A 22,000-nucleotide genomic window follows, 5' to 3' on the forward strand; every position below is an offset into this window, starting at 1 on the left:
GGCCTTCTCCTTCAACCCCCTCTCCGCTCTGCGCTTCCTGGGGCTTTATGCGACATAGTGGTCAAGTCTGCGGATCCATGCTAGCCCGTTCATCTGGACCTCCCCTTCATACGGCGCCTTGGACGGAGGTTCTCGGGGATAACTTGTCCTTTATTGTAGCAGAGCGGGGAAGGAGATTGTGGCCTCGGTTCTAGACAGCCTCCTCGTCCCGGGTCGCCTCGTAGAACCCACGGGCGTTGTGAAGGGTGTGGGCCAGGATCCCCGGGAGGAGGCTTCCCGTGAGGAGGTAGGCGAGGCCGAAGAGGAGCCCCGCCACCCCCGTGTACAGGGGGTAGGCCCAGGCCCTTAAGGGGGCGGGGTGGAGGAGGGCGAAGAGGAGGGCCTGGAGGAGGACCCCGTACCCCCCGAACCGGTCCACCAGGAGGCTTTGCAAGAACCCCCGGAAGAAGACCTCCTCCCCAAGCCCCGAAAGGAGGGCGAGGAGAAGGAGGGGTCCCTTTCCCAAGGGCTTTAGGGCCTTCCCGAGGGCCTTGTGAAGGCTTTCCACCTCCTGAAAGGAAGCGGGGAAGAGGCGGTGGAAGAGGGCCTCGATGGCCCAAAGCAGAAGGAGAAGCGCCAAAGCCACCCCTAGGTCCCGCTCCGGCCTGGCCTCTCCGAAGGGGAGCCCCAAGAGAAGCATCCCCGAGGCCCCCACCAAGAGGAGCCCTCCCTGAAGGAGGAGGAGCCACCGGAGGGGCACGGACCCTAGCCCTCGCCCAGGGAAAAGCCCTGGTCCAGAAGCTTTCGCGGATAGGCGCGGAAGGCCAGGAGGGTCTCGGTGCGCTCCACCCCGGGAAGACCCAGAATGCCTTGGGTCACGACCTCGTCTAGCTCCTCTATGTCTTTCAGGCGTAGGAGGGCCACCAGGTCAAAGGGCCCGGTGACGGAGTAGACCTCGGCCACTTGGGGCAGCTCAGCGATAAGCTCCCCCAAGGCGGCGATCCGGTCTCCCTTGGCGCGGATGAGGACGAAGGCGGTGATCACGCCCCCATCATACGTCCAGGATGCGCTTGGGCCGAAAGCCCAAGGCGTCCGCCGCCACCAGGTGGAGGGGGATCCCCTGGTAGCTTTGCGGGAGCTTGGCGGGGTCTACCCCGTGGAGGTGGCCGTAGACGATGGCCTGGGGCCTGGCCTCCGCCGCCATCTCCAGAAGGGGTGTGGCCTCCCCACCCGGGCCAAAGGGAGGGAAGTGGAAGGCCACCACCAGGTATTGAAAGGCCTTGCCCTCGAGGTCCTTCAGGGAGAGCCTGAGCCGCTCCACCTCCCGGGCGAAGACCTTCTCGTCTTCCGGGGTAGGGGGTGGGTACTGCCAGCCCCGGGTGCCCGCTACCGCCACCCCGTCCAGGACCAGGGCGTCGTTTTGCAGGGCGTACATTCCCGGAGGGAGGACCGCCCGAAGGCGGCTGATGGAGGGCCACCAGTAGTCGTGGTTGCCTTTCAAGAGCACCTTCCGCCCGGGCAGGGCCGCCAGGTCCAGGAGGTCGGGGATGGCCTCGGGGAGGCGCATGGCCCAGGAGATATCCCCCGGGACCAGGACCAGGTCCCCTTCCTCCACCACCGCCCGCCAGCCCCGGAAGAAGGCCTCAGGGTGGCCCTGCCAGCCGGGGCCGAACACGGTCATAGGCTTGGGGTGGACGCGGGAGAGGTGGGGGTCGGCGATGGCATAGACCCGCATGGGCCATAGCGTACCCTAAAGGGATGGGAGGCTCCGAAGCTTTGGCCTGGGCCGTGAAGCTTTTGGCCCGCCGGGGTATGAGCGAGGCGCGCCTTAAGGAGAAGCTCCTCGGCCGTTTTCCCCCGGAGGAGGTGGATAGCGCCTTGGCGAGGCTAAAGGCCCTGGGCTACCTGGACGACCGGGCTTTCGCCGAGACCTTTGTGGCTGTCCGGCGCCAGTACGGTCCTAAGAAGCTCCGGCACCTTCTCTGGGTCCAGGGGGTGGCAGAGGAGGTGGTGGAGGAGGTCCTTCAGGGCCTGGGGGAAGCGGAGGTCCTGGAGGCGGCTTTGCGGGTGTTAAGGCGCTACCGCCACCGCCAGGACCCGGCCAAGGCGGTGCGCTTTCTCAGGGGCCGGGGGTTTCCCCTTGGCGTGGCCTGGGAGGCCTACCGGCTTGTCAAGGAGGAGGAGAGGGAGTAAAAAGAGCCCATGCCCGAGGTGCGTGCCGAGCGCTACATCGCTGCTCCCCCAGAGAAGGTCTACGCCCTGGCCAAGGACCTGGAGGGCCTTAAGCCCTACCTCAAGGAGGTGGAAAGCCTTAAGGTCCTGGCCCGGGAGGGCTCCCGCACGAAAAGCGAATGGGTGGCGGTGGCCATGGGGAAGAAGGTGCGTTGGTTGGAGGAGGAGGAGTGGGACGACGCCCATCTCAAAAACCGCTTCTTCTCCCCCGAGGGGGATTTTGACCGCTACGAGGGCACCTGGGTCTTCCTCCCCGAGGGGGAGGGTACCCGGGTGGTCCTCACCCTCACCTACGAACTCACCATCCCCATCTTCGGTGGGCTCTTGCAGAAGCTGGTGCAACGGCTGATGCAGGAGAACGTGGAAAGCCTCCTCAAGGGTTTGGAGGACCGGGTCCAGTCCGCCTAGTTGCACAGGCCGCCCTTTTGTTCTAGCATAGGCCCTGAAGCCGCCCATGTTTTTACCGAACGGGGTGGCTCAAGGGTTTTCAGGAGGTCAAAGTGGAAACGTTGCGCGTCTCTTCCAAGTCCCGCCCCAACTCCGTGGCCGGTGCCATCGCGGCGCTTCTGCGCACCAAGGGGGAGGTGGAGGTCCAGGCCATCGGGCCCCAGGCGGTGAACCAGGCGGTGAAGGCCATCGCCATTGCCCGGGGTTATATCGCCCCCGACAACCTGGACCTGGTGGTGAAGCCCGCCTTCGTGAAGCTGGAACTGGAAAACGAGGAGAGGACCGCCCTGAAGTTCAGCATCAAGGCCCATCCCCTGGAGCCTTGAGGGCGAGGACGCCTCGAGGCCTAGCCCTCCGCCTCCTCCTGGAGGTGGAGCGCGGGGGGCGGGCCCAGCTTCTTTTGGACCGGGCCCTTTCCCGACTGGACTGGCCGGAGCGGGACCGGGCCTACGTGACCCATCTGGTCTACGGGGCCCTTCGCCACCTAAGGCTTCTGGACTTCCACCTAAAGCCCTGGCTTCCCCGCCCCGAAGGGCTTCCCCCGGAGGTGCGCTGGGCCTTGCGCCTTGGGGCTTGGGAGTGGCTTTCGGGCAAGCCCGACCACGCCCGGGTGAGCCCCTGGGTGGAGGAGGTCAAGGGGATCTACCCCGGGCTTGCCGGGCTCGTGAATGCCGTGCTCCGCCGCCTCATTCCCCAGGAAGCCCCCGAGTGCGTGCGGCTTTCCCTGCCCGACTGGCTTTGCCAGGCCTGGCGAGCCTTTTTCGGGGATCTGGCCTTCGCCCAAGGCTTTAACGCGCCCGCACCTCTCTTCGTCACCGCCCTGCGCCCCGTGGAGGGCCTAAGGCCCGGCCCCCTCCCCCATAGCTACCTTTGGGAGGGTCCCAAGGCGGACTTTTCCGCCCTGGGCCTCCAGCCGCAAAACCCCGCCTCCCTTTTCGCCGCCCAGCTCCTTCAGGCCCGCCCCGGGGAGCGGGTCTTGGACCTCTGCGGGGGGGCGGGGCTTAAGGCCTTCTACCTGGCCGCCCAGGGGGCGGAGGTGGTCTCCTACGACCTGAACGCCAAGCGCCAGGAGGCGGGGAGGCGCACGGCCCGGAAGCTGGGCCTCTCGGTGGCCTACCGCACCCAGGACCTGCGGAACCCCCTTTCCGAGCGGGCGGCCAAGGTCCTTTTGGACGCCCCTTGCACGGGGACGGGCACCTTCCGGGGCCACCCCGAGCTTCGCTACCGCCTAAAGGCGGAGGACCCGGCCCGGATGGCCGCCCTCCAGCTGAGGCTTCTGGAGACCGCCGCAAAGGCCACGGAGCCGGGCGGGGTCTTGGTCTACGCCGTCTGCTCCCTCACCGAGGAGGAGGGGGAGGGGGTGGCCCGGGCCTTCCTCCAGAGGCACCCGGAGTTCCGTCCAGAGCCTTTCGCCTGTCCTTTGCCCGTCCTTAAGGAGGGGCTTGGGGTCTACGTGGCCCCAGAAGGGGGCTTGGACGGGTTTTATTACCTCCGCCTCCGGCGGGTAGACTCTAAGGCATGAAGCTGGTCTTCCTGGGCCTGGGCAAGATGGGGCGAAGCATCCTCAAGGGGGCCCTGGAGAGGGGGGTGTTGCGGCCCGAGGAGGTGGGGGTGGTGGGGCGGAGCCTGGAGAGGGCCCGGGAGCTCGCCCAGCCTTTTGGCGTGCGGCCTTTGGTCCTCGAGGACCTGGCCCGGGCGGAGCGGGTCCTCATCGCCGTCCAGCCCCGGGACTTTCCCCACCTGGCCCCCGAGGTCGCCCGGCCCCACCTGGGCTACATCTCCATCATGGCGGGGGTTTCCACGGCGGTCCTCGCCCGCAGGCTGGACAACCGCCGGGTGGTGCGGGCCATGCCCAACGTGGCGGCGGCCATTGGGGAAAGCTCCACCGCCCTCACCGCCCTTCCCGAGGCCAAGGAGGCGGGGGACCTGGCCTTCGCCCAGTCCCTTTTCGCCACCGTGGGGGACGTGTACGAGATCCCCGAGCACCTCTTTGACCCCTTCACCGCCATGTCCGCCTCCGCCCCCGCCTACCTGGCCCTGGTGGCCGAGGCCCTGGCGGACGCCGGGGTGAAGATGGGGATGCCCCGGGCCCTGGCCCTGCGCCTGGCCGCCGAGGCTTTGGCGGCCACGGGGGAGCTCCTCAAGACCAAGCACCCCGCCCAGCTCAAGGACGAGGTGGCAAGCCCCGGGGGCACCACCATCCACGGCCTCCACGCCCTCGAGGCCCGCGCCCTCCGGGCCGCCTTCTACGAGGCGGTGGAGGCGGCCACCCGGAGGGGGCGGGAGCTTGGGGAGGTGGAGTAGTGCGGGGTTTCTTCCTCTTGCCCTTTTTGGCCTTGGGCTTGGCCCAGATCCTCCCCCCAGAAGGCGGGGTCTACGCCTACGCCGACGGCACCCTGCAGCGGCTCATTCCCGTGGAGGGAGGCTTTCTGCTGCGCTACCTCCGGGCCGGGGAGGTCCTTCGGGAGGACCGGCTCGGCCAGGACGAGGAGGGGCTTTGGCTTCAGGCCGTGCGGCTTCCCGGTGGGGTCTCGGCCTTCTTTCCGCCCCTCCTCCTCTACCCCCACCGCCTCTACGTGGGGGCTTCTTGGGGAGGAAGCGCCCGCTTCCAGGGGCAAAAGGTGGCCCTTTCCGCCCGGGTGGAGGGGGTAGAAGGGGTGAGGGTCCGGGCGGGGGCTTTCAACGCCTACCGCCTCCGGGTGGTCTACACCACGGAGAAGGGGGGGACGGACCTCAAGGAGGTGTACCTGGTGCCAGGCCTCGGGGTGGTGGCCTACCGGGCGGGGGAGGCCTGGGTGGAGCTTTTGCGCTTCACCCCAGGTGGGCCTTGAGGTAGTAGCGGAGGATCTCCCGGTACATCCGGAGGCGGTGGGCGAGGCCCGGGAGGAGGCCCCGCTTCTCCTCCTTCATCACCTGGCTCACCCCCTTTAAGGGGAGGTACCGGACCCGCCAGCCCCGCGCCTTGGCGTGGCGGGTGAGGAGGAGTTCCAGGTCGTAGCGGGCCCTTTCCAGGCCCGGCACCCCTTTTAGGTCCGCGGTGCGCAAGGCCCTTTGCCCCGAGAGGAAGGGGGTGAGGCGCATGGCCCAATCGGTGGAAAGCCTTCCTCCCTGGAAGACCCCCACGGTCATCTCCGCCTGGCCTTGGGCCACAGGTTCCAAGAGGGCGTGGAGGTGCTCTGGCCTAAGACCCAAAAGGTCGGCGTCCAGGAGGAGGACAAAGGGGGTTTCCACCGCCTTAAGCCCCTCGGCGATGGCCCCGCCCTTGCCCCGGTTCTCCCCTAGGCGCACCACTTTGGCCCCGGCTTCCCGGGCTTTTTGGGCGGTCCCGTCTTGGGAGCCGTCGTCCGCCACCACCACGGGAAAGCCCGCCTCCCGGGCCACCCCCACCACCCTTTGGATGGTGGCCTCCTCGTTGTAGGCGGGGATGAGGACCGTGGCCGTCATCCGCTTCCCCAAAGCCGCCTCAGGTCCTGGAAGGTGACCAAAAAGAGGAGGAGAAGGAGGAAGAGAAAGCCCAGGTAGTGGACCATGGCCTCCTGCTCGGGCCGGATCCGAAAGAGGCGGGAGAGGAAGAGGAGGAGGATCCTCCCCCCGTCTAAGGCGGGGATGGGGAGGAGGTTGAAGAGGGCCAAGGAGAGGTTGATGGCGGCGGCGAGCTCCACCAGGCGGAAAAGCCCCTCCTGGGCGGCCCGGCCCGTCTCGGCCACGATGCCTATGGGGCCCATGACCCCGCTGTTGGGGTTGCCGGAAAGCACGCCCAAAAGCCCCCCCACCAGGGCCCGGACCATCTCGGGGCCGAAGCTTAGGGTGCGGCTTGCGGCGAGGAGGAGGCCTTCCAGGAAGCCCACCTTCCGGTAGGCCACCTCCGGCTGGTAGACGATCCCGAGCCGCTCCATCCCCGCCTCCCAGGTGAGGCTTAGGGTGAGCCTCTGGCCTTGGCGCAGGAGGGTGAGGGTGTGCTCCCCCGGGGTCTTCAGGCGCTCAATCTCCCGGGGATGGGCGAGGGGGATGCCGTCCACCTCCACGAGGACGTCCCCCGGCTTTAGGCCCGCTTCTTCCGCCAGGCTTCCCGGGAGGACCTCCAGGACCACGGCCCTTCCCGTGGCCTCCGGCACCCCCTGGGCGCTGAAGAGGTAGGCGAGGAGGCCCCAGGCCAAAAGGACGTTCATGGCCACCCCGGCCACCAGGACGAAAAGCTTCCCTAGGAAGGGAAGGGCGTCGTAACCCCGGCCTTTTTCCTCGGGGAGGAGGCCTTCTATGTCGGCGTACCCCCCTAAGGGGATGGCGGAAAGCCGCCACTCGGTTCCCCAGGCCTCCTTGCGCCAAAGGATGGGACCGAAGCCGATGCTGAAGGCCTTGACCCGCACCCCTTGGAGGCGGGCGGCCAGGTAGTGGCCGAGCTCGTGGACGAAGACGCTGACGCCGATGATGAGCAAAAACCAAAGGAGGCTCATGTCCACCTCTTGGCCTCTTCCCGGGCCCAGGCGTCCACGGCGAAGAGGTTCTCCCATGTTAGGGGGAGGGAGGGGGTGGCTTCCAGGACCTTGGCCAGGATCTCCGGGATGCGGGGGAAGGGGATTCTCCCTTCCAAGAAGGCCTCCACCGCCACCTCGTCGGCGGCGGAGACCGCCACCTGGGCCACGCCCCCTAGCCTTCCTGCCTCGTAGGCCACGGCCAGGGCGGGAAAGCGCTTTAGGTCGGGCTCCAAGAACTCCAGCACCCCGGGGATGGGGAGGTCCTTGAGGGGGGTTTCCGCCCGCTCGGGGTAGGTGAGGGCGTACTGGATGAAAAGGCGCATGTCCGTGGGGCCGAGCTGGGCCTTGAGGCTTCCGTCCCGGAAGCGGACCAGGCCGTGCACGTAGGCCTGGGGGTGGATGAGGACCTTGATCCTTTCCAAGGGGAAGCGGAAGAGCTCCTTGGCCTCGAGGACCTCGAGGCCCTTGTTGAAGAGGGTGGCGGAGTCCACGGTCACCTTGGGCCCCATCCGCCAGCGGGGATGGTTTAAGGCCATCGCTGGGGTCACCCGGGAGAGGTCCTCGGGCTCCTTGAGGAAGGGGCCGCCGCTTGCCGTGAGGATGAGCTCGGCCACGTCCTCCCGCCTCTCCCCGAGGAGGGCCTGGAAGAGGGCCGAGTGCTCCGAGTCCACGGGGAGGATCTCGGCCCCGTGGGCCTCCGCCTCCTGCCAAAGGAGAGGGCCCGCCGCCACCATGGCCTCCTTGTTGGCGAGGGCGATGCGCTTCCCGGTCCGCGCCGCCACCCGGGTGGGGGGAAGCCCGGCCAGGCCCGGGATGGCGGCCACGACCACCTCCGCCTCCAGGGCCGCCACCTCCTCGGCCGGGGCGAGCCTTAGGTGGGGGAAGCGCCTTTTAAGCTCGGGGTGGAGGCTTTCGTCCGCCGCCACCAGAAGGGGCCGCCACCGGGCGATCTGCTGGGAGAGGGCCTCGAGGTTTTTAGATGCGGCAAGCCCCACCACCCGATAGCCCCTCAGGCGGCAGACCTCCAGGGCCTGCTGCCCGATGGAGCCCGTGGAACCCAGGACCACGACCCGTTTCATGTGAAGAGCACCACCAAAAAGTAGGTGAGGGGGAAGGTGAAGAGGAGGCTATCTATCCGGTCCAAAAGCCCCCCATGTCCCGGGAGAAAGCGCCCCGAGTCCTTCACCCCACAGTAGCGCTTGAGCATGGACTCCACAAGGTCCCCAAGCTGGGCCGCTAAGGAGAGGAGGAGGCTGAAAAGCCAAAGCTCCAAAAGCCCGAAGGGGAAGACCTCCCGCACGAGCCCGGTGTAGAGGGCGAGGGCCAGGAAGCTCACGGCGATCCCTCCCAAGGAGCCCTCCACCGTCTTGCCCGGGCTGATCTCGGGGGCGAGCTTCCTCTGGCCGAAGGTCCGGCCCACGAAGTAGGCCCCGATGTCCGTGGCGAAGCTGGCCACCAGGGGCAAGGAAAGGGTCCAAAGCCCAAGGGCGCTGTCCGGGGTCTCCCTGAGGAGCAGGACGTAGCCCAGGCTCCAGGGGAGGTAGAGGAAGGCGAAGAGGGTGAAGGCGAAGCGGGTGAGGTCTGCCCCCTTTAGGAGCTCGTAGCTGAGGGACCCCATTAAAAAAAGCCCCAAGGCCACCTCCCGCCAGGGCACCTGGGGAAAATGCCAGTAAAGGGGGGGCAAGGAGAAGAGGAAAAGAAGCCCCCCGCCCCCCAGGAGGAAGGGGAGGTTGAGGGCGATCCCCCTTCGGGCCAGCATCTCCTTAAGCTCCAAGGTTCCCAGGAGAAAGACCAGGAAGAGGGCGGGTAGGATCAGGAGAAGGCCCGCCCAAAGGACCAGGAAGAGGACAAAAAGCCCGGCCAGGGCGGAGAGGACCCGGGTGGCTAGCTCCTCCCCTCCCGCCGGGGTGGGCCTTGGATCCATGGCTAGCCCAGGATCTCCTGCTCCTTTTTCTCCGCCAGCTGGTCGGCCTTGGCGATGAACTCATCGGTGATCTTCTGGATCTCCGCCTCCGCCCGCTTGGTCTCGTCCTCGGAGAGGTGGAGTTCCTTGGCTAGCTTCTTCAGCTTGTCCAAGGCCTCGCGGCGGATGTTGCGGATGGCCACCCGCCCTTCCTCGGCGTACTGGCGCACGGCCTTAACCAGGTCCTTCCGCCTTTCCTCGGTGAGGGGCGGGATGTTGATGTAAAGGGCGTCCCCCTTGTTGCTGGGGTTAAGGCCCAGGTCCGAGTCCCGGATGGCCTTCTCTATGGCCTTGAGGGCGTTTTGGTCCCAGGACTGGACCACGAGGGTTCTGGCGTCCGGGGCGGTCACGGTGGCGATCTGGTTTAGGGGGACGTGGGTGCCGTAGTACTCCACCTTCAGGTGCAGGAGGAGGGCGGGGTTGGCGCGGCCGGTGCGGAGGCCCGCCAGGTTGTGCTCCAGGACCTCGAGGCTCTTTTGCATGTGGCTTCGGGTTTCCGCGTAAAGCTCCTTCAGGGTCATACCGCCTCCTTTCTAGTGGATGAGGGTGCCCACTTTTTCCCCCTGGATAATACCCACCAGGGCGCCGGGTTTGAAGATGTCAAAGACCACGATGGGAAGCCCCGCCTCCATGCACAGGGTGATGGCGGTGGTGTCCATCACCTGGAGGCCCCGATTTAAGACCTCCAGGTAGGTGAGCTCGTCAAAGCGCACCGCCTTGGGGTTTTTGCGGGGGTCGTCGGAGTAGACGCCGTCCACCTTGTTTTTGGCCATGAGGACCACCTCGGCCCCCACCTCGAGGGCCCTTAGGGCGGCGGCGGTGTCCGTGGAGAAGAAGGGGTTGCCCGTCCCCCCGCCGAAGATCACGATCCGCTCCTTCTCCAGGTGCCTTAGGGCCCGGCGACGGATGTAGGGCTCGGCCACCTGGGGGATGGTGAGGGCGGTCTGGACCCGGGTGGGGACGCCCAGGGATTCCAGGGCGTCCTGGAGGGCGAGGGCGTTCATGATGGTGGCCAGCATGCCGATGTAGTCGGCGGTGGCCCGGTCCATCCCCACCCCTTGGCGGGCCCCCCGCCAGAGGTTGCCCGCCCCGATGACGACGGCCAGCTGGACCCCGGTCTCGTAGGCGGCTTTGATCTCCCGGGCCAGGGCCTGGGTGGCCTCGGGCTCAATGCCGAAGCCGTTGTGGGTCAGGAACTCGCCGGAAAGCTTCAGGAGAACCCGCTTGTACTTCATGGCTAGAAAAAAACGGGGCCCTTGGCGTCTGGGCCCCGTGTGGCTTCCATGGCCTATGCCCCCAGCTCAAAACGACAGAAGCGGCGCACCACGATGTTCTCGCCGATCTTGGCGATGGCCTGTTGGATGACCTCCTTCACCTTGACCTTGTCGTCCTTGACGAAGGGCTGCTCCAGCAGGGCCACTTCCTCCAGGTACTTCTTCAGGCGGCCCTCGGCAATCTTCTCGGCGATCTGTGGGGGCTTCCCCTCATTAAGGGCGGCCTGGATGTAGATCTGCCGCTCCTTCTCCAGCTCCTCGGCGGGGATCTCCTCGGCGGAGACGTAGCGGGGGTTCATCATGGCGATGTGCATGGCCAAATCCTTGGCCAGGTTCTGGAAGAGCTCGTTCCGGGCCACGAAGTCCGTCTCGCAGTTGAGCTCCACCAGGACCCCCACCCGCTGGTTGTGGTGGATGTAGTGGCCGATGATCCCCTCGCGGGCTTCCCGGTCCGCCTTTTTGGCGGCCTTCATCGCCCCCCGCTCCCTGAGGAGCTGGATGGCCTTCTCCTCGTTCCAGCCGGCGTCCTCGAGGGCCTTCTTCACCTCCATCATGCCGGCCCCCGTGGCCTCGCGCAGTTTTTTGATGAGTTCCACCTGGCTCACGCTTCCACCTCGCCTTCCTGGGTCGCTTCGCCCTCTTCTGCCTGGACGAGGGCGTAGGAGGGGGAGGGTTCCACCACCCCGCCCCGGGCCTCAATGATCAGGTCCACCGCCCGGGAGAGGATGAGCTGGATGGAGCGGATGGCGTCGTCGTTGCCGGGGATGATGTAGTCCACCAGGTCGGGGTCGGAGTCGGTGTCCGCCAGGGCGATCACGGGGATGAAGAGCTTCCTCGCCTCCCGCACGGCGATGGCTTCCTTGGTGGGGTCCACCACGAAGATGGCGTCGGGGAGGCGCTTAAGGCGGCGGAAGCCGGAGAGGTATTTCTGCAGACGTTCCAGCTCGTGCTTCAGGCGCACCCGCTCCTTCTTGGGACGCTCTTGGATCTCCTCGGAGGCGAAGAGGGCCTCCAGCTCTTCCAGGCGGTTCACCCGCTGGGAGATGGTCTTGAAGTTGGTGAGCATCCCGCCCAGCCAGCGCTGGTTCACGTAGGGCATACCCGCCCGGTCCGCTTCCATGCGCACGATGTCCTGGGCCTGCTTCTTGGTGCCCACGAAGAGGATGGTGCCCCCGCGCACGGCCAGGTCTTCAATGAAGCGGAAGGTGCGCTCCAGCTCCGCCATGGTCTTCTGGAGGTCAATGATGTGGATGCCGTTGCGCTCCGCGTAGATGTAGCGGCTGAACTTGGGGTTCCAGCGCTTCCTCTCGTGGCCGAAGTGCACCCCAGCTTCCAGGAGCTCCTTGACGCTGATGTTAACCGGCATATTCCTCCCGTTCGGGGAAGGTTGGGCTTGGCGTTTCCCGTGTGCCGGCCTCTTTCCCGCAGGACCTTCCCCTGCCTGGCGGGCTGGTCCGGCACACCTTCCCGATTATAGGGGGAAAAGCCCCTTTGCGTAACCCCCTCCCTTGGGCTATACTCCCAAGGGCGCGGGGCGGTAGCTCAGAGGGAGAGCACCCGCCTTGCAAGCGGGAGGTCCGGGGTTCAAATCCCCGCCGCTCCACCAAAGGGTTAACCCCGCCCTAGAGGGGCGGGGTTTTTAAAATTCCCCGGGCCTAGGCCCGGGGGGTAGGGTTGGCGGAGAGGGCGGGATTCGAACCCGCGAGGCGGGGTTTAGCCCGCCTACACGATTTCCAGTCGTGTCCCTTCAGCCACTCGGGCACCTCTCCGAGCGCCGAACCTGAGTCTACCAAGGGCCCTTCGCCAGCGTCAAGTAAGCTGAGGGCGTGCGGGTGGTGGTGGCCCACGAGAACCTGGACTTTGATGCCCTAGGCTCCATGGTCCTGGCGGGAAAGCTTTTCCCGGGGAGCCTTCTTGCCTTGGTGGGGGGCCTCGAGGGGCCCCTCAAGGACCTGGCCCCCTTCTTGGAGGACCGGCTGGACCTGGTCCCCGCGGGAGAGGTGCCCTTGGAGCAGGTCTCGGAGGTCGTCCTGGTGGACAACGCCCGCCCGGAGCGCATCGGGCCTTTCAAGGCCCTGGTGGGCCGGGTGCCCTTCTGGGTCTTTGACCACCACCCCAGGGCCCCGGGGGACGTGCCCGCCGTGGGGGGGCGGGTCCAGGAGGTGGGGGCCACGGTGAGCCTTTTGGTGCCCCTTGTGGCGGAGCGGGGCCTCACCCTTACCCCCTTGGAGGCCACCCTGGCCTACGCCGGGATCTGGGAGGACACGGGGGGGTTTAGCTTCCCTTCCACCACCCCTTTGGACCTGGAGGCCGCCCGCTACCTGGTGGAGGCGGGGGCGGAGATCCCCCGGGTGCGGGAATGGGTCCGCTCCCCCCTTTCCCCGGAGGCCCGGGAGGTCCTTAAGCGCCTCCTCCAAAGCGCCCGGGTGGTGGAAAAGGAGGGGTTCCGCCTCCTTTTAGCCCAGGCCCGGGAGGAGGGGTACGTGCCCGCCCTCGCCCCCTTGGCCCACACCCTTTTGGACCTGCACGAGGCGGATGGGGCCCTCCTCGTCCTCCGGATGGGCCGGGAGACCCTCTTCATCGCTCGGAGCAAGGCGAGGCTTCACGTGGGACGCTGGCTGGCGGAGGTGGGGGGCGGGGGGCACGCCCGGGCGGCCTTCGCCCGGGCCCGGGGGGTGCGGAAGCCCTTGGAGCGCCTGCTTCAAAGCCTTCCCCACCACCTGGAGCCCGAGCCCACCCTGGGGGAGCGCATGACCTCCCCGGTGGAGGTCCTGGGCCCCGCCACGGTGCGGGAGGCCCTGAGGACCCTGGAGGAGCGGGGCTACGGGGCCATGCCCGTGGTGGAACCCCTGGAGGGTGGGGGGGTGCGGGTCTTGGGCCTGGCCCGCAGGCGGGACCTGAAGAAGGCCGAGCGGTTAGGCCTCGGCCAAAGGCCGGTGGAGGGCTTCCTGGCCCGGGCGGTGATCCTTCCGCCCTCCACCCCCCTTTCCCGGCTGGAACCCCATCTAAAGGAGGGGGGAGGGCGGGTCCTGGTGGGGGAAAGGTGGGGAGAGGGATGGCGGCTTCTCGGCATCTTCACCCGCACCGACCTCTACCGGAAGCCCCAGGCCGGGGAGAAGCCCCTGGGGGAGAGGGTCCTCGAGGCCCTCCCCGAGGGGGCCCGGCGGGTGGTGGCCTTTCTCCGGGAGGCCTTCCCCAAGGGGGTCTATTTGGTGGGCGGGGCGGTGCGGGACGCCCTCCTGGGCCGGAGCGGCCCCGATCTGGACCTGGTCCTGGAGCCCGGGGTGCGGGTGGAGGCGGTGGCCCGGGGGCTTGTGGAGCGCTTCGGGGGGAGTTTCTCCCTCCACTACGCCTTTGGCACGGGGCGGGTTCGGCTTCCCTTTGGCCTCGTGGTGGACCTGGCGGAAAGCCGCGAGGAGGTCTACCCCTACCCCGGGGCCCTGCCCCGGGTGCGCCCGGCCCCCATCGCCAAGGACCTGGAAAGGCGGGACTACACGGTGAACGCCATGGCCCTCTCCCTGGCCACGGGGGAGCTTCTGGACCCCTATGGGGGGCTTAAAGACCTGGAGGCCCGCCTCCTCCGCCCCCTTCACCCCCTTTCCTTCGTGGAGGACCCGAGCCGCATCGTCCGGGGGGCGCGCTTGGCCGCGCGGCTCTCCTTCCGCTTCGCCGAGGAGGCCTTAAGGGCCCTTCCCCAGGCCCTCCTTCCCGAGGTCCTGCGCACCGCAAGCCAAAGCCGCCTCCGGGACGAGCTATGGCTTACCCTCCGGGAGGACACCTTTTACGAGGCCCTGGCCCTTTTGCGGGATCTTTCGGCCCTAAAGGCCCTTTACGGCCTTTCCCTGCCCCCGAAGGAGGCTTTCTCGCGCTCCCTTCCCGAGGAGCCCAAGGACCGGGCGGAGGCCCGCCTCCTCCTCCTCCTCTTCCATCAGGAGGCGCCTTTGGCCTCGGCCCGGGCCTTAGGGCTTCCCCGCCGCCTCGAGGAGGCCCTCGCCCTCCTTCTCCGGGCGGCCGCGGGGGAGGAGGTGCCCAAAGAACCCTTTCTTAAAGAGCCCTTGCGGAGCGCTTTTTTAGCCCTCTTTCCCGAGAAGGAGGGCTGGCTTTGGGAGAGGCGCCGGGTCCTCATGGGGCGGGACCTTTTGGCCATGGGCCTGAAGCCCGGGCCCAGGATCGGGGAGATCCTGCGGCGGGTGGCCGAGGCCCGGGCCCGGGGGGAGGTCCGGACCTTTGAGGAGGAACTGGAGCTAGCCCGTAGACTGGTGGGGGATGGGACTCTTTCCGCTCCTCAATGATCCGCCGGTTTTCGTCTTGGCCTTTTTGCTGGGGGCCTCGGGGCTTATGGTGCATAACCTCTTCCAGGCTTGGCTGGCCGACCGCTACGGGGAGGTGGCCCCGAGGCGCCTGGGCTTTCTCTCCTTGGACCCCAGGGTCCACCTGGAGCCCTTGGGCTTGGTGCTCCTGGTGCTTTTGGGCTTCGGCTGGCCCCGCTTCGTCCCCTCGCAGCTTCCCGGCCGTAAGGGGGCCTTCGTGGCCCTGATGGGGCCCTTGGGGTTCTTCGCCATGGCCTTCCTTTATGGCCTTTTGGCCCGCTTCGCCCCTTATCCCTTCGGGGAGGGCCTCTTGGAGGGGCAACACCTCATGCTCCTTCACGCCGCCATCTACCTTTTCCCCGTGCCGCCTCTGGACGGGGCTAAGGCCCTCTACGCCGTGGGCGGGTACGAGGCCCGGCGCTTTTTGGACCAGCTTGCCGCCTACGGGCCTTTGGGCTTCCTCCTCATCTTCCTGGTCCTCTCCTTCACCGGGGTCACGGGGGCGGTGGTGGGCGGGCTTTACGGGCTTCTGGATACCCTTTACCGGGCGCTTGGGCTATGATCGGGCTTCTTTCCCAGGATCCTTTGGCCTTCTTTTTGGCCTTTCTGGCCCTCCTCCTTAGCCTTGTCCTCCACGAGTACGCCCACGCCTACGCCGCCTTCCGCTTTGGCGACCCCACGGCCCGAAGGATGGGCCGCCTCACCCTAAACCCTTTAAGGCACCTGGACCCCTTGGGCACGGCGCTCCTCCTCCTGGTGGGCTTCGGGTGGGCCAAGCCCGTGCCCATCAACCCCTTGGCCTTTCGGGCCTACCGGCTTGGGCTTTTCGTGGTTTCGGTGGCGGGGATCCTGGTGAACCTGGCCTTGGCGGTGGCCTTCGCCCTGCTCGTCCGGGGGGTTTTCGCCTTGGACCCTTGGGCCGTGGCCTTGGCCTTCCGGGGCGAGGGGGGTGGGGCGCTTGGGGTTTTGGCCCTGGGGTTTTACTTCGCCAGCGCCGTCAACCTGGTCCTGGCCGTCTTCAACCTCCTGCCTATCCCCCCTTTGGACGGCTTCAAGATCCTGCAAAGCCTTCTACCCCTTTCCTGGCAGCCCTTCCTTTGGCGGTTGGAGCAATACGCCTGGCTTTCCTTCCTCCTCATCCTCACGGTGCTTAGGGGGCCCATCCAGGAGGTTTTGGGCCTCGCCCGCAGGGCCTTTTTCGGTTTCTTCTTTGGGTAGACTGGGCGTATGCGCACCCTGAGCTTGGTCCTAGGCGTCTTGGCCCTTCTCCTCCTCTTCCCGGCCCTTTTCCCCCTTTTGGGCTGGCTCAACTGGCTGGTCTTTCCCCTAGCCCTCCTCGCCGCGGGGCTTGGGGCGCTAAGCGGGGAGGACCGGGCCTTCAAACTGGGGATCCTGGTGATGGTGGTCTCCGCCCTCCGCCTATTCCTGGGCGGGGGCTTCCTCTAGCCAGGAGCGGAGGACCCGCAGGTTCCAGGCGTCCTCCTCGGGGCTCCTTGGGGTCTCCAGGAGGAAGAGGCGCTCTTCCAGCCTAGGGTCCAGGAACACCGCCTTGAGGGCCTCCCCGATCTCGCCCTTCAAGAGGTGGGCGTGGTGGTCTATGCGGCTTCCCAGGCCCCCCACCGAGTCGTTGAGGTGGACCACGAGGACCCGGTCAAGCCCCACGGTGCGGTTCAGCTCTCCAAGGACCCCTCCCGGGTCCCCCTTCACGTCGTACCCGGCGGCGAAGGCGTGGCAGGTGTCCAGGCAGACCCCCAAAGGGGTGTCCTCCAGGAGCCAGGCCAGCTCGGCGAAGTCCGCCCCCACCTTCTCCCCGCCTCCGGCGGTGTTTTCCAAAAGGAGCCTAGGCCGCTCCTTCACCTGGGCCAGGCGCAGGGCCTTAAGGGCCCCCTCCTTGACCCGCCTGGGGTCCCCGGACCCCGGGTGGACCACCACGTACTCCACCCCCAGGAGGCGGGCCTTCTCCAGGTCGTCGGCGAGGCTGGCCACGCTCTTTTCCCAAAGCTCTCCCTCCGCCCCCAGGTTCACCAGGTAGGAGGCGTGGATCACGGCAGGAAGATTCCCGGCCATCTCCTTAAGGGCGCGGAAGGCCTCCACCTCCTTGGGGGTGTAGGTGCGGGGGCGCCAGCTCCTTGGGCTTTTGGCGAAGATCTGGAAGGCGGTAAGCCCCAAGGCCATGGCCTCCTCCACCGCGCCCGCCACGCCCTTCTTGCCGGCGATGGAAAGGTGAAACCCGTACCGCCTCATTCCAGGACCTCCAGCCGCACCCTCGTGGCGGAAAGGGCCCCGATGGCTTTGGCGGCGGCGTAGGAGAGGTCAATGATGTACTTCCCCCCAAAAGGCCCCCGGTCGTTGATGCGCACCACCACGCTCTTGCTGTTTTGAAGGTTGGTGACCCGGACCCGGGTGCCGAAGGGCAAGGAGGGGTGGGCGGCGGTGAGGGCGTGCTGGTCGTAGACCTCCCCGCTGGCGGTGCGCTTCCCGTGGAAGCCGGGGCCGTACCAGACGGCGAGCCCTTCCTGGAGGAACCCCTTTTGGGGCATGGCTTTGGGACCGATCCTAAGCACCTGGCCGGGGTAGATGTGGTCGGTGGTGAGGCCGTTTAGGCGCTTGAGCTCCGCCACGCTAAGCCCGTGGGCCCGGGCGATGCGGAAGAGGGTGTCCCCCTTTTGCACCGTGTAGGTCTGGGCTAAGGCGCTGGCGCAAAGGAGAAGGCCGAGGAGGAAAAGCCGCACCTAGACCTCCCGCCACTCCCGGGGGAAGCGGGAGAGGAGCTCCACGCCGCTTTCCGTGATCAGGACCAGCTCCTCAATCCGCACCCCCCCAAGCCCGGGGAGGTAGACCCCGGGCTCCACGGTGACCACCATGCCGGGCTCGAGGACGTCCTCGGCGTAAGGGGAGAGGCTTGGCCCCTCGTGGACGGCAAGCCCCACCCCGTGCCCCAGGGAGTGGACGAAGTAGCGGTCCAGGCCGAACTCCTTGAGGGCCTCCCGGGCGAGGGCGTCCACCTCCTTGCCGCTTCGGCCCGGGCCCAAGGCCTCGAGGGCCCGCTCCAAGGCCCAAAGCACCGCCGCGTAGGCCCGCTTGAGCTCCCCCTCCACCCGGCCCAAGGCCACGGTGCGGGTCATGTCCGAGTGGTACCCCGCCACCTTGGCCCCGAGGTCCAAGGTGACGAGCTCCCCTTCCCCCAAGGGCTTTTCCGAGGCCCCGGCGTGGGGCAAGGCCCCCCGCTTGCCCGAGGCCACGATGGGGGGGAAGGCCGCCCCTTCCGCCCCCCGTTTTTTCAGGAAGTATTCCACCTCCAGGGCCACCTCCCGCTCCCTCACCCCTGGTTTGAGGAGGGCGAGGGCGTGGTCCAGGGCCTCTTCCGCCAGGGCCTGGGCCTTGCGGATGGCGGCCACCTCCTCCGGGGTTTTCTTTAGGCGGAGGCGCTCCACCACCCCCCGGGTGGGGACCCACTCCGCCGGGGCCAGCTCCCTAAGCCTTTCCAGGGCGGCGTAGGGGAGGTGCTCCGCCTCAAAGCCCACCCGGCCCCGCAGGGTCTTGAGGAGGGCTTCCTTTTCCTCCCGCTTGAGGACCTTGGCGGGGAGGCGGCTCTCCTCGGCCGCCTCGGGGTAGCGGGGGTCGGTGAGGAGGAAGCCCCCCTCCTCGGTGATGAGGACCTGGGCGTCCTCGGGGTGGGGGAAGCCCGTGAGGTAGCGGACGTTCTCCGGGCGGGTGATGTAGAGGGCGTCCAGCGCCAGGGGTTTTAGAAGGTTCCTCGGGTCCTGCACGGGGGGTACTATACCACCTCCTCCACCCGCTCCAGGCTAAAGCGCACCCGCCCCTCCTCGTCGGCCAGCTCCGTGGTGAAGCCGGGGAAGGTCCCTTCCTGGAAGGCCTGGGCCAGGACCTCCTGGGCGATCCAGGTCCCGTGCCGCCGGAGGGCCTCGAGGTAGGGGCCTTCCGCCTCGTAGCCCACCCGGATCCGGTCGGAGACCTTGAGGCCCATGTCTTTGCGGGCCTGCTGCAGGTGGCGGATGAGGTCCCGGGCGAGGCCCTCTAGGCGCAGGTCCTCGGTGACCTCCACCTTGAGGGCGGCCACGTACCCCTCCTTCTCCAAGGCCTCGTAGCCCTCGGGGGCCTGGGCCTCGAGGAGGACCTCCTCGGGGAGGAGGGTGAGGGGCTCGCCCTCCACCTCCAGGGGGATGGCCTCGCCCTTCAGGGCCAGGGCGGCCACCCGTTCCGCCTCCTTCTCCAGAGCCTCCCGGATCTTGGGGACGCGCTTCCCGTACTTGGGCCCAAGGCGCTTCAGGTTGGGGAGGACCCGGTAGCTTAGGACCTCCTCCCCCGGCTCCAGGACGCGCACCTCCTTGACGTTGAGCTCCTCGGCGATCTCCCGGGCGAAGTGCCTAAGGCCCTCCCTTTCCAAGGCCGTGGGGGCGGTGACGAGGAGGAGGGGGAGGGGGGTGCGGGTCTTTACCCCGCTTTTGGCCCGGGCCGAGCGGGCCAGGTCCACCACCTTGAGCACCGCCCGCATCTTGGCCACCAGCTCCCGGTCCCAAAGGGCCTCCTCCACCTCGGGCCAGTCGGTGAGGTGGACGCTTTCTTGGGCCTTCTCGTCCACGCTTCGGGCCAGGTTCTGCCAGAGGACCTCGGCCAAATAGGGGGTGAAGGGGGCGGAAAGCTGGGCCACGGTGAGGAGGGCCTCGTAGAGGGTGGCGTAGGCGGACTCCCGGTCCAGGGCGTCCTCGTTTTTCCAGAAGCGGCGGCGGTTCCTGCGGACGTACCACAGGGAAAGGTCCTCCACCACGAAGTCCCGGATGGCCCTGCTTGAGGTGGTGGGGTCGTAGGCCTCCAGGGCCTCCGTCACCTTGTGCTTGAGCTCCTGGAGCCGGGCCAAAAGCCAGCGGTCCATCTCCGGCCGCTCCTTGGGGGGAGGGGGGTTCTTGAGGTCGGGCCGGTCCAGGTTGGCGTAGGTGACGAAGAAGCTATAAACGTTCCAGAGGGTGAGGAAGTAGTCCCGCACCGTCTCCCGCACCAGGTTGGGGCCAAAGCGGCGGTCGGCCTCGGGGGGTGCGGAGACGTAGATGTACCAGCGGAGGGCGTCCGCCCCGAACTCCCGGATGATGTCCCAGGGGTCCACCACGTTCCCCTTGGACTTGGACATCTTCTGGCCCTTCTCGTCCAGGATGAGGCCGTGGCAGATCACGTTCTTGAAGGCGATGGAGCCGAAGAGCATGACCCCAAGCTGGTGAAGGGAGTTGAACCAGCCCCGGGTCTGGTCAATCCCCTCGGAGATGAAGTCGGCGGGGAAGCTTTGCCGGAACTCCTCCTGGTTCTCAAAGGGGTAGTGCAAGGAAGCGAAGGGCATGGCCCCCGAGTCGTACCAGACGTCAATCACGTAGGGCACCCGGCGCATCACCCCGCCGCAGGCGCAAGAAAGCTCCACCTGGTCCACGTGGGGGCGGTGGGGGTCAAAGGGCTCGGGGAGGGGCTTGGTGGCCCTTTCCCTAAGCTCCTGGAAGCTTCCGATGGCTTCCTCCTTGCCGCAGGCCTGGCAGACCCAGATGGGCAAGGGGGTGCCCCAGTAGCGGTTGCGGCTTAGGGCCCAGTCCACCAGGTTTTTTAACCACTCCCCGTAGCGACCCTCCTTGATGTGGGGAGGCACCCAGTTGATCTCCTGGTTCTTGCGGATGAGCTCGTCCTTGAAGAGGGTGTTTTTGATGAACCAGCTCTCCGTGGCGTAGTACATGAGGGGGGTGGAGCACCGCCAGCAGTGGGGGTAGCTGTGGAGGTAGCTTTCCTCCTTGAAGAGGAGGCCCCGCGCCCTTAGGTCCTTAAGGATCGCCCGGTTGGCCTCCCGGAAGAAGAGGCCCTGGAAAGGCTCCACGAGGAGCTTCCCCTCCTCGTCCACGGTCTTCAGGAGGGGAAGCCCGTAGGCCCTCGCGGTCTCCAGGTCCTCGGCGCCAAAGGCGGGGGCCTGGTGGACGATCCCCGTGCCGTCCTCCCGGCTCACGTAATCGGCCAGGACCACGAAGTAGCCCCTCTCCAGGGCCTGGGGGTAGGGGGGCTCGTAGGCGAGGCCCTCCAGGTCCTTGCCCAGGAAGGTCTTGAGGACCGGGACCTCCTCCCCTAAAAGCCGCTTTCCCAGGCCCTCCTCGAGGATCAAGACCTCCTCCCCCACCTGGAAGGCGGCGTAGGTGTACTCCGGGTGGACCGCCGCCGCCACGTTGCCGGGCAGGGTCCAGGGGGTCGTGGTCCAGACCAGGAGGCTCGCCTTTTCCAGGCCCAGCCTCCCCGGGGCCTTCAGGGGCAGGCGCACGTAGACCGAGGGGTCGGTGATCTCCTTGTAGCCCAAGGCGAGCTCGTGGGAGGAGAGGGGGGTGCCGCACCGGGGACAGTAGGGGACCACCTTGTGGTCCCGATAGAGGAGGCCCCGGTCAAAGAGGTTCTTCAGGCTCCACCAGATGCTTTCAATGTAGGTGGGCTCGAGGGTGGCGTAGGCCCCTTTCAGGTCCACCCAGTAGGCGATCCGCTCGGTGAAGGCCTCCCACTCCTTCTCGTAGGTGAAGACGGACTGGCGGCAGGCCTCGTTGAAGCGGGCGATGCCGTAGGCCTCAATCTCCCGCTTGCTCTTGAGGCCCAGCTTCTTCTCCACCTCCAGCTCCACGGGAAGCCCGTGGGTGTCCCACCCCGCCCGCCTGGGCACGTAGTAGCCCCGCATGGTCTTGTAGCGGGGGAAGAGGTCCTTGTAGCTGCGGGCCTGGGCGTGGCCCACGTGGGGCAGGCCGTTGGCGGTGGGGGGGCCTTCGTAGACGGTGTAGCGGGGACGGCCCTTGCGGTTCTCCACGCTCTTCTCAAAGATCCTTTCTCGCTTCCAGAAGGCCAGGATCTCCTCCTCCAAGGCCGGAAAGTTGGGCTCGCCTACCTCCTTGAACATCCGCCACCTCCCTAGCAAAACGCCCGCGCCTATGGGCGCGGACGAAAGCGCAAAGGCTTCCGCGGTACCACCGCGCTTCCTGGGGAAGGCCCCAGGCCCTCCTTTAGGCGCTATCACGGGCGCCACCCGGCGGGCATTACTCGGGGGTCTCCCTTTCCTCCCGCGGCTCCGGGGTGATCTTCCCGCCTGCCCTCACCGCCGGGCTTTCACCCTCCCCGGCTCGCTTTGGGCTTTTGGGCAGGGGTACTCTCCCCATCCTCGCCTTTACAGAGGCCGCCTCCTGGGGTAAAATCCCCCGCTGGCGGCTAAGGCCATGCTAGCAGCCTTTCCCCTCCCTTGACAATGGCCCAAGAGGCCCTGCTAGACTTAGGCTAAGCCGTTCCCAAGTTCCCGGAAAAAGG

The 22,000-nt window shown here is 67.3% G+C and carries 25 protein-coding genes and 3 tRNA genes; 12 read left to right on the plus strand and 16 right to left on the minus strand.

Annotated features, from left to right (window positions below; all coding sequences use genetic code 11):
• Positions 1–190: 190 nt before the first annotated feature.
• The 3 genes from IEX93_RS02130 to IEX93_RS02140 all read right to left on the minus strand — a co-directional run bounded on the left by IEX93_RS02130 (position 191) and on the right by IEX93_RS02140 (position 1,714).
• Entirely contained in the window at positions 191–679 is a 489-nt protein-coding gene (locus tag IEX93_RS02130) for a CPBP family intramembrane glutamic endopeptidase (RefSeq protein WP_188846214.1), read from the minus strand.
• A gap of 65 nt (positions 680–744) precedes the next feature.
• Positions 745–1,023 (minus strand): Lrp/AsnC family transcriptional regulator, encoded by a 279-nt coding sequence (locus IEX93_RS02135; protein ID WP_188845971.1) that lies wholly within the window; start codon positions 1,021–1,023, stop codon positions 745–747.
• A gap of 7 nt (positions 1,024–1,030) precedes the next feature.
• Positions 1,031–1,714 (minus strand): metallophosphoesterase, encoded by a 684-nt coding sequence (locus tag IEX93_RS02140; RefSeq protein WP_188845973.1) that lies wholly within the window; start codon positions 1,712–1,714, stop codon positions 1,031–1,033.
• A 23-nt stretch (positions 1,715–1,737) separates the two neighbouring features.
• Here IEX93_RS02140 and IEX93_RS02145 point away from each other — a divergent pair, with 23 nt between their 5' ends.
• The 6 genes from IEX93_RS02145 to IEX93_RS02170 all read left to right on the plus strand — a co-directional run bounded on the left by IEX93_RS02145 (position 1,738) and on the right by IEX93_RS02170 (position 5,489).
• The gene (locus IEX93_RS02145) at positions 1,738–2,172 is read left to right on the plus strand and encodes a regulatory protein RecX (RefSeq protein ID WP_188845975.1); all 435 of its coding nucleotides are present in this window, start codon (positions 1,738–1,740) and stop codon (positions 2,170–2,172) included.
• Positions 2,173–2,181: 9 nt separating this feature from the next.
• On the plus strand, positions 2,182–2,619 hold the full coding sequence (locus IEX93_RS02150; protein WP_188845977.1) for a type II toxin-antitoxin system RatA family toxin: 438 nt from the start codon (positions 2,182–2,184) through the stop codon (positions 2,617–2,619).
• A 92-nt stretch (positions 2,620–2,711) separates the two neighbouring features.
• Positions 2,712–2,984 (plus strand): stage V sporulation protein S, encoded by a 273-nt coding sequence (locus IEX93_RS02155; protein WP_188845979.1) that lies wholly within the window; start codon positions 2,712–2,714, stop codon positions 2,982–2,984.
• Positions 2,981–4,180 carry an RsmB/NOP family class I SAM-dependent RNA methyltransferase gene (locus IEX93_RS02160; RefSeq protein ID WP_188845981.1) on the plus strand — a complete coding sequence of 400 codons (1,200 nt, stop codon included), beginning with the start codon at positions 2,981–2,983 and terminating at the stop codon, positions 4,178–4,180. Before IEX93_RS02155 ends, IEX93_RS02160 begins: the two co-directional genes overlap by 4 nt.
• Positions 4,177–4,962: a pyrroline-5-carboxylate reductase gene (gene proC, locus IEX93_RS02165; RefSeq protein ID WP_188845983.1), complete on the plus strand. Its 786-nt coding sequence runs from the start codon at positions 4,177–4,179 to the stop codon at positions 4,960–4,962. The genes IEX93_RS02160 and proC overlap by 4 nt, the downstream gene beginning before the upstream one ends.
• Positions 4,962–5,489: a hypothetical protein gene (locus IEX93_RS02170; protein ID WP_188845985.1), complete on the plus strand. Its 528-nt coding sequence runs from the start codon at positions 4,962–4,964 to the stop codon at positions 5,487–5,489. Before proC ends, IEX93_RS02170 begins: the two co-directional genes overlap by 1 nt.
• Here IEX93_RS02170 and IEX93_RS02175 read toward each other — a convergent pair.
• Genes IEX93_RS02175 through rpsB form a run of 8 tightly spaced genes read right to left on the minus strand, consistent with a single transcriptional unit; the run spans position 5,470 to position 11,736 of the window.
• Positions 5,470–6,102 (minus strand): glycosyltransferase family 2 protein, encoded by a 633-nt coding sequence (locus IEX93_RS02175; protein ID WP_188845987.1) that lies wholly within the window; start codon positions 6,100–6,102, stop codon positions 5,470–5,472. The two genes, IEX93_RS02170 and IEX93_RS02175, sit on opposite strands and share 20 nt — an antisense overlap.
• Complete coding sequence (locus tag IEX93_RS02180) at positions 6,099–7,112, minus strand: M50 family metallopeptidase (protein WP_188845989.1); 1,014 nt, start codon at positions 7,110–7,112, stop codon at positions 6,099–6,101. The genes IEX93_RS02175 and IEX93_RS02180 overlap by 4 nt, the downstream gene beginning before the upstream one ends.
• Positions 7,109–8,212, minus strand: coding sequence for a 1-deoxy-D-xylulose-5-phosphate reductoisomerase (dxr, locus tag IEX93_RS02185; RefSeq protein ID WP_188845991.1), 1,104 nt, complete (start codon positions 8,210–8,212; stop codon positions 7,109–7,111). The genes IEX93_RS02180 and dxr overlap by 4 nt, the downstream gene beginning before the upstream one ends.
• The gene (locus IEX93_RS02190) at positions 8,209–9,057 is read right to left on the minus strand and encodes a phosphatidate cytidylyltransferase (protein WP_188845993.1); all 849 of its coding nucleotides are present in this window, start codon (positions 9,055–9,057) and stop codon (positions 8,209–8,211) included. The genes dxr and IEX93_RS02190 overlap by 4 nt, the downstream gene beginning before the upstream one ends.
• A 2-nt stretch (positions 9,058–9,059) precedes the next feature.
• The gene (gene frr / locus IEX93_RS02195; protein ID WP_188845995.1) at positions 9,060–9,617 is read right to left on the minus strand and encodes a ribosome recycling factor; all 558 of its coding nucleotides are present in this window, start codon (positions 9,615–9,617) and stop codon (positions 9,060–9,062) included.
• 12 nt (positions 9,618–9,629) lie between these two features.
• Complete coding sequence (pyrH, locus tag IEX93_RS02200; protein ID WP_188845997.1) at positions 9,630–10,331, minus strand: UMP kinase; 702 nt, start codon at positions 10,329–10,331, stop codon at positions 9,630–9,632.
• Positions 10,332–10,384: 53 nt separating this feature from the next.
• The gene (gene tsf / locus IEX93_RS02205; protein ID WP_188846000.1) at positions 10,385–10,975 is read right to left on the minus strand and encodes a translation elongation factor Ts; all 591 of its coding nucleotides are present in this window, start codon (positions 10,973–10,975) and stop codon (positions 10,385–10,387) included.
• On the minus strand, positions 10,972–11,736 hold the full coding sequence (rpsB, locus tag IEX93_RS02210; protein WP_188846002.1) for a 30S ribosomal protein S2: 765 nt from the start codon (positions 11,734–11,736) through the stop codon (positions 10,972–10,974). The genes tsf and rpsB overlap by 4 nt, the downstream gene beginning before the upstream one ends.
• Before the next feature lie 165 nt (positions 11,737–11,901).
• On the opposite strand from rpsB, the gene IEX93_RS02215 reads away from it, so the two are divergent.
• Both IEX93_RS02215 and IEX93_RS02220 read left to right on the plus strand, forming a co-directional pair.
• A tRNA-Ala gene (locus IEX93_RS02215) sits at positions 11,902–11,976 on the plus strand.
• 56 nt (positions 11,977–12,032) lie between these two features.
• A tRNA-Arg gene (locus IEX93_RS02220) sits at positions 12,033–12,124 on the plus strand.
• Here IEX93_RS02220 and IEX93_RS02225 read toward each other — a convergent pair.
• A tRNA-Ser gene (locus IEX93_RS02225) sits at positions 12,046–12,139 on the minus strand. The two genes, IEX93_RS02220 and IEX93_RS02225, sit on opposite strands and share 79 nt — an antisense overlap.
• Positions 12,140–12,196: 57 nt before the next feature.
• On the opposite strand from IEX93_RS02225, the gene IEX93_RS02230 reads away from it, so the two are divergent.
• The 4 genes from IEX93_RS02230 to IEX93_RS02245 are packed head-to-tail and all read left to right on the plus strand — an operon-like array spanning position 12,197 to position 16,126.
• On the plus strand, positions 12,197–14,662 hold the full coding sequence (locus IEX93_RS02230; protein WP_188846012.1) for a CBS domain-containing protein: 2,466 nt from the start codon (positions 12,197–12,199) through the stop codon (positions 14,660–14,662).
• Positions 14,637–15,242: a zinc metalloprotease gene (locus IEX93_RS02235; RefSeq protein ID WP_188846014.1), complete on the plus strand. Its 606-nt coding sequence runs from the start codon at positions 14,637–14,639 to the stop codon at positions 15,240–15,242. Before IEX93_RS02230 ends, IEX93_RS02235 begins: the two co-directional genes overlap by 26 nt.
• Positions 15,239–15,898, plus strand: coding sequence for a site-2 protease family protein (locus IEX93_RS02240; RefSeq protein ID WP_188846016.1), 660 nt, complete (start codon positions 15,239–15,241; stop codon positions 15,896–15,898). The genes IEX93_RS02235 and IEX93_RS02240 overlap by 4 nt, the downstream gene beginning before the upstream one ends.
• Before the next feature lie 9 nt (positions 15,899–15,907).
• The gene (locus IEX93_RS02245; protein WP_188846019.1) at positions 15,908–16,126 is read left to right on the plus strand and encodes a hypothetical protein; all 219 of its coding nucleotides are present in this window, start codon (positions 15,908–15,910) and stop codon (positions 16,124–16,126) included.
• Here IEX93_RS02245 and nfo read toward each other — a convergent pair.
• Genes nfo through ileS form a run of 4 tightly spaced genes read right to left on the minus strand, consistent with a single transcriptional unit; the run spans position 16,100 to position 21,599 of the window.
• Positions 16,100–16,924 (minus strand): endonuclease IV, encoded by an 825-nt coding sequence (nfo, locus tag IEX93_RS02250; protein WP_188846021.1) that lies wholly within the window; start codon positions 16,922–16,924, stop codon positions 16,100–16,102. The genes IEX93_RS02245 and nfo overlap by 27 nt on opposite strands.
• Entirely contained in the window at positions 16,921–17,412 is a 492-nt protein-coding gene (locus IEX93_RS02255; RefSeq protein ID WP_188846023.1) for a septal ring lytic transglycosylase RlpA family protein, read from the minus strand. Before IEX93_RS02255 ends, nfo begins: the two co-directional genes overlap by 4 nt.
• Positions 17,413–18,450 carry a M24 family metallopeptidase gene (locus tag IEX93_RS02260; protein WP_188846025.1) on the minus strand — a complete coding sequence of 346 codons (1,038 nt, stop codon included), beginning with the start codon at positions 18,448–18,450 and terminating at the stop codon, positions 17,413–17,415.
• A gap of 8 nt (positions 18,451–18,458) precedes the next feature.
• Complete coding sequence (gene ileS, locus IEX93_RS02265) at positions 18,459–21,599, minus strand: isoleucine--tRNA ligase (RefSeq protein ID WP_188846027.1); 3,141 nt, start codon at positions 21,597–21,599, stop codon at positions 18,459–18,461.
• Between the last annotated feature and the right edge of the window lie 401 nt (positions 21,600–22,000).

Origin of the sequence: Thermus composti, assembly GCF_014647535.1 — a bacterium.
Classification (GTDB): Bacteria; Deinococcota; Deinococci; order Deinococcales; family Thermaceae; genus Thermus; species Thermus composti.

What these genes read in the sequence shown, in the direction of transcription:
- dxr (WP_188845991.1), bottom strand. Translation starts at nt 8,212, where the DNA reads ATGAAACGGGTCGTGGTCCTGGGTTCCACGGGCTCCATCGGGCAGCAG.
- IEX93_RS02190 (WP_188845993.1), bottom strand. Translation starts at nt 9,057, where the DNA reads ATGGATCCAAGGCCCACCCCGGCGGGAGGGGAGGAGCTAGCCACCCGG.
- IEX93_RS02145 (WP_188845975.1), top strand. Translation starts at nt 1,738, where the DNA reads ATGGGAGGCTCCGAAGCTTTGGCCTGGGCCGTGAAGCTTTTGGCCCGC.
- nfo (WP_188846021.1), bottom strand. Translation starts at nt 16,924, where the DNA reads ATGAGGCGGTACGGGTTTCACCTTTCCATCGCCGGCAAGAAGGGCGTG.
- IEX93_RS02140 (WP_188845973.1), bottom strand. Translation starts at nt 1,714, where the DNA reads ATGCGGGTCTATGCCATCGCCGACCCCCACCTCTCCCGCGTCCACCCC.
- proC (WP_188845983.1), top strand. Translation starts at nt 4,177, where the DNA reads ATGAAGCTGGTCTTCCTGGGCCTGGGCAAGATGGGGCGAAGCATCCTC.
- IEX93_RS02150 (WP_188845977.1), top strand. Translation starts at nt 2,182, where the DNA reads ATGCCCGAGGTGCGTGCCGAGCGCTACATCGCTGCTCCCCCAGAGAAG.
- IEX93_RS02235 (WP_188846014.1), top strand. Translation starts at nt 14,637, where the DNA reads ATGGGACTCTTTCCGCTCCTCAATGATCCGCCGGTTTTCGTCTTGGCC.
- rpsB (WP_188846002.1), bottom strand. Translation starts at nt 11,736, where the DNA reads ATGCCGGTTAACATCAGCGTCAAGGAGCTCCTGGAAGCTGGGGTGCAC.
- IEX93_RS02175 (WP_188845987.1), bottom strand. Translation starts at nt 6,102, where the DNA reads ATGACGGCCACGGTCCTCATCCCCGCCTACAACGAGGAGGCCACCATC.
- ileS (WP_188846027.1), bottom strand. Translation starts at nt 21,599, where the DNA reads ATGTTCAAGGAGGTAGGCGAGCCCAACTTTCCGGCCTTGGAGGAGGAG.
- IEX93_RS02240 (WP_188846016.1), top strand. Translation starts at nt 15,239, where the DNA reads ATGATCGGGCTTCTTTCCCAGGATCCTTTGGCCTTCTTTTTGGCCTTT.
- IEX93_RS02245 (WP_188846019.1), top strand. Translation starts at nt 15,908, where the DNA reads ATGCGCACCCTGAGCTTGGTCCTAGGCGTCTTGGCCCTTCTCCTCCTC.
- IEX93_RS02130 (WP_188846214.1), bottom strand. Translation starts at nt 679, where the DNA reads ATGCTTCTCTTGGGGCTCCCCTTCGGAGAGGCCAGGCCGGAGCGGGAC.
- pyrH (WP_188845997.1), bottom strand. Translation starts at nt 10,331, where the DNA reads ATGAAGTACAAGCGGGTTCTCCTGAAGCTTTCCGGCGAGTTCCTGACC.
- frr (WP_188845995.1), bottom strand. Translation starts at nt 9,617, where the DNA reads ATGACCCTGAAGGAGCTTTACGCGGAAACCCGAAGCCACATGCAAAAG.
- IEX93_RS02180 (WP_188845989.1), bottom strand. Translation starts at nt 7,112, where the DNA reads ATGAGCCTCCTTTGGTTTTTGCTCATCATCGGCGTCAGCGTCTTCGTC.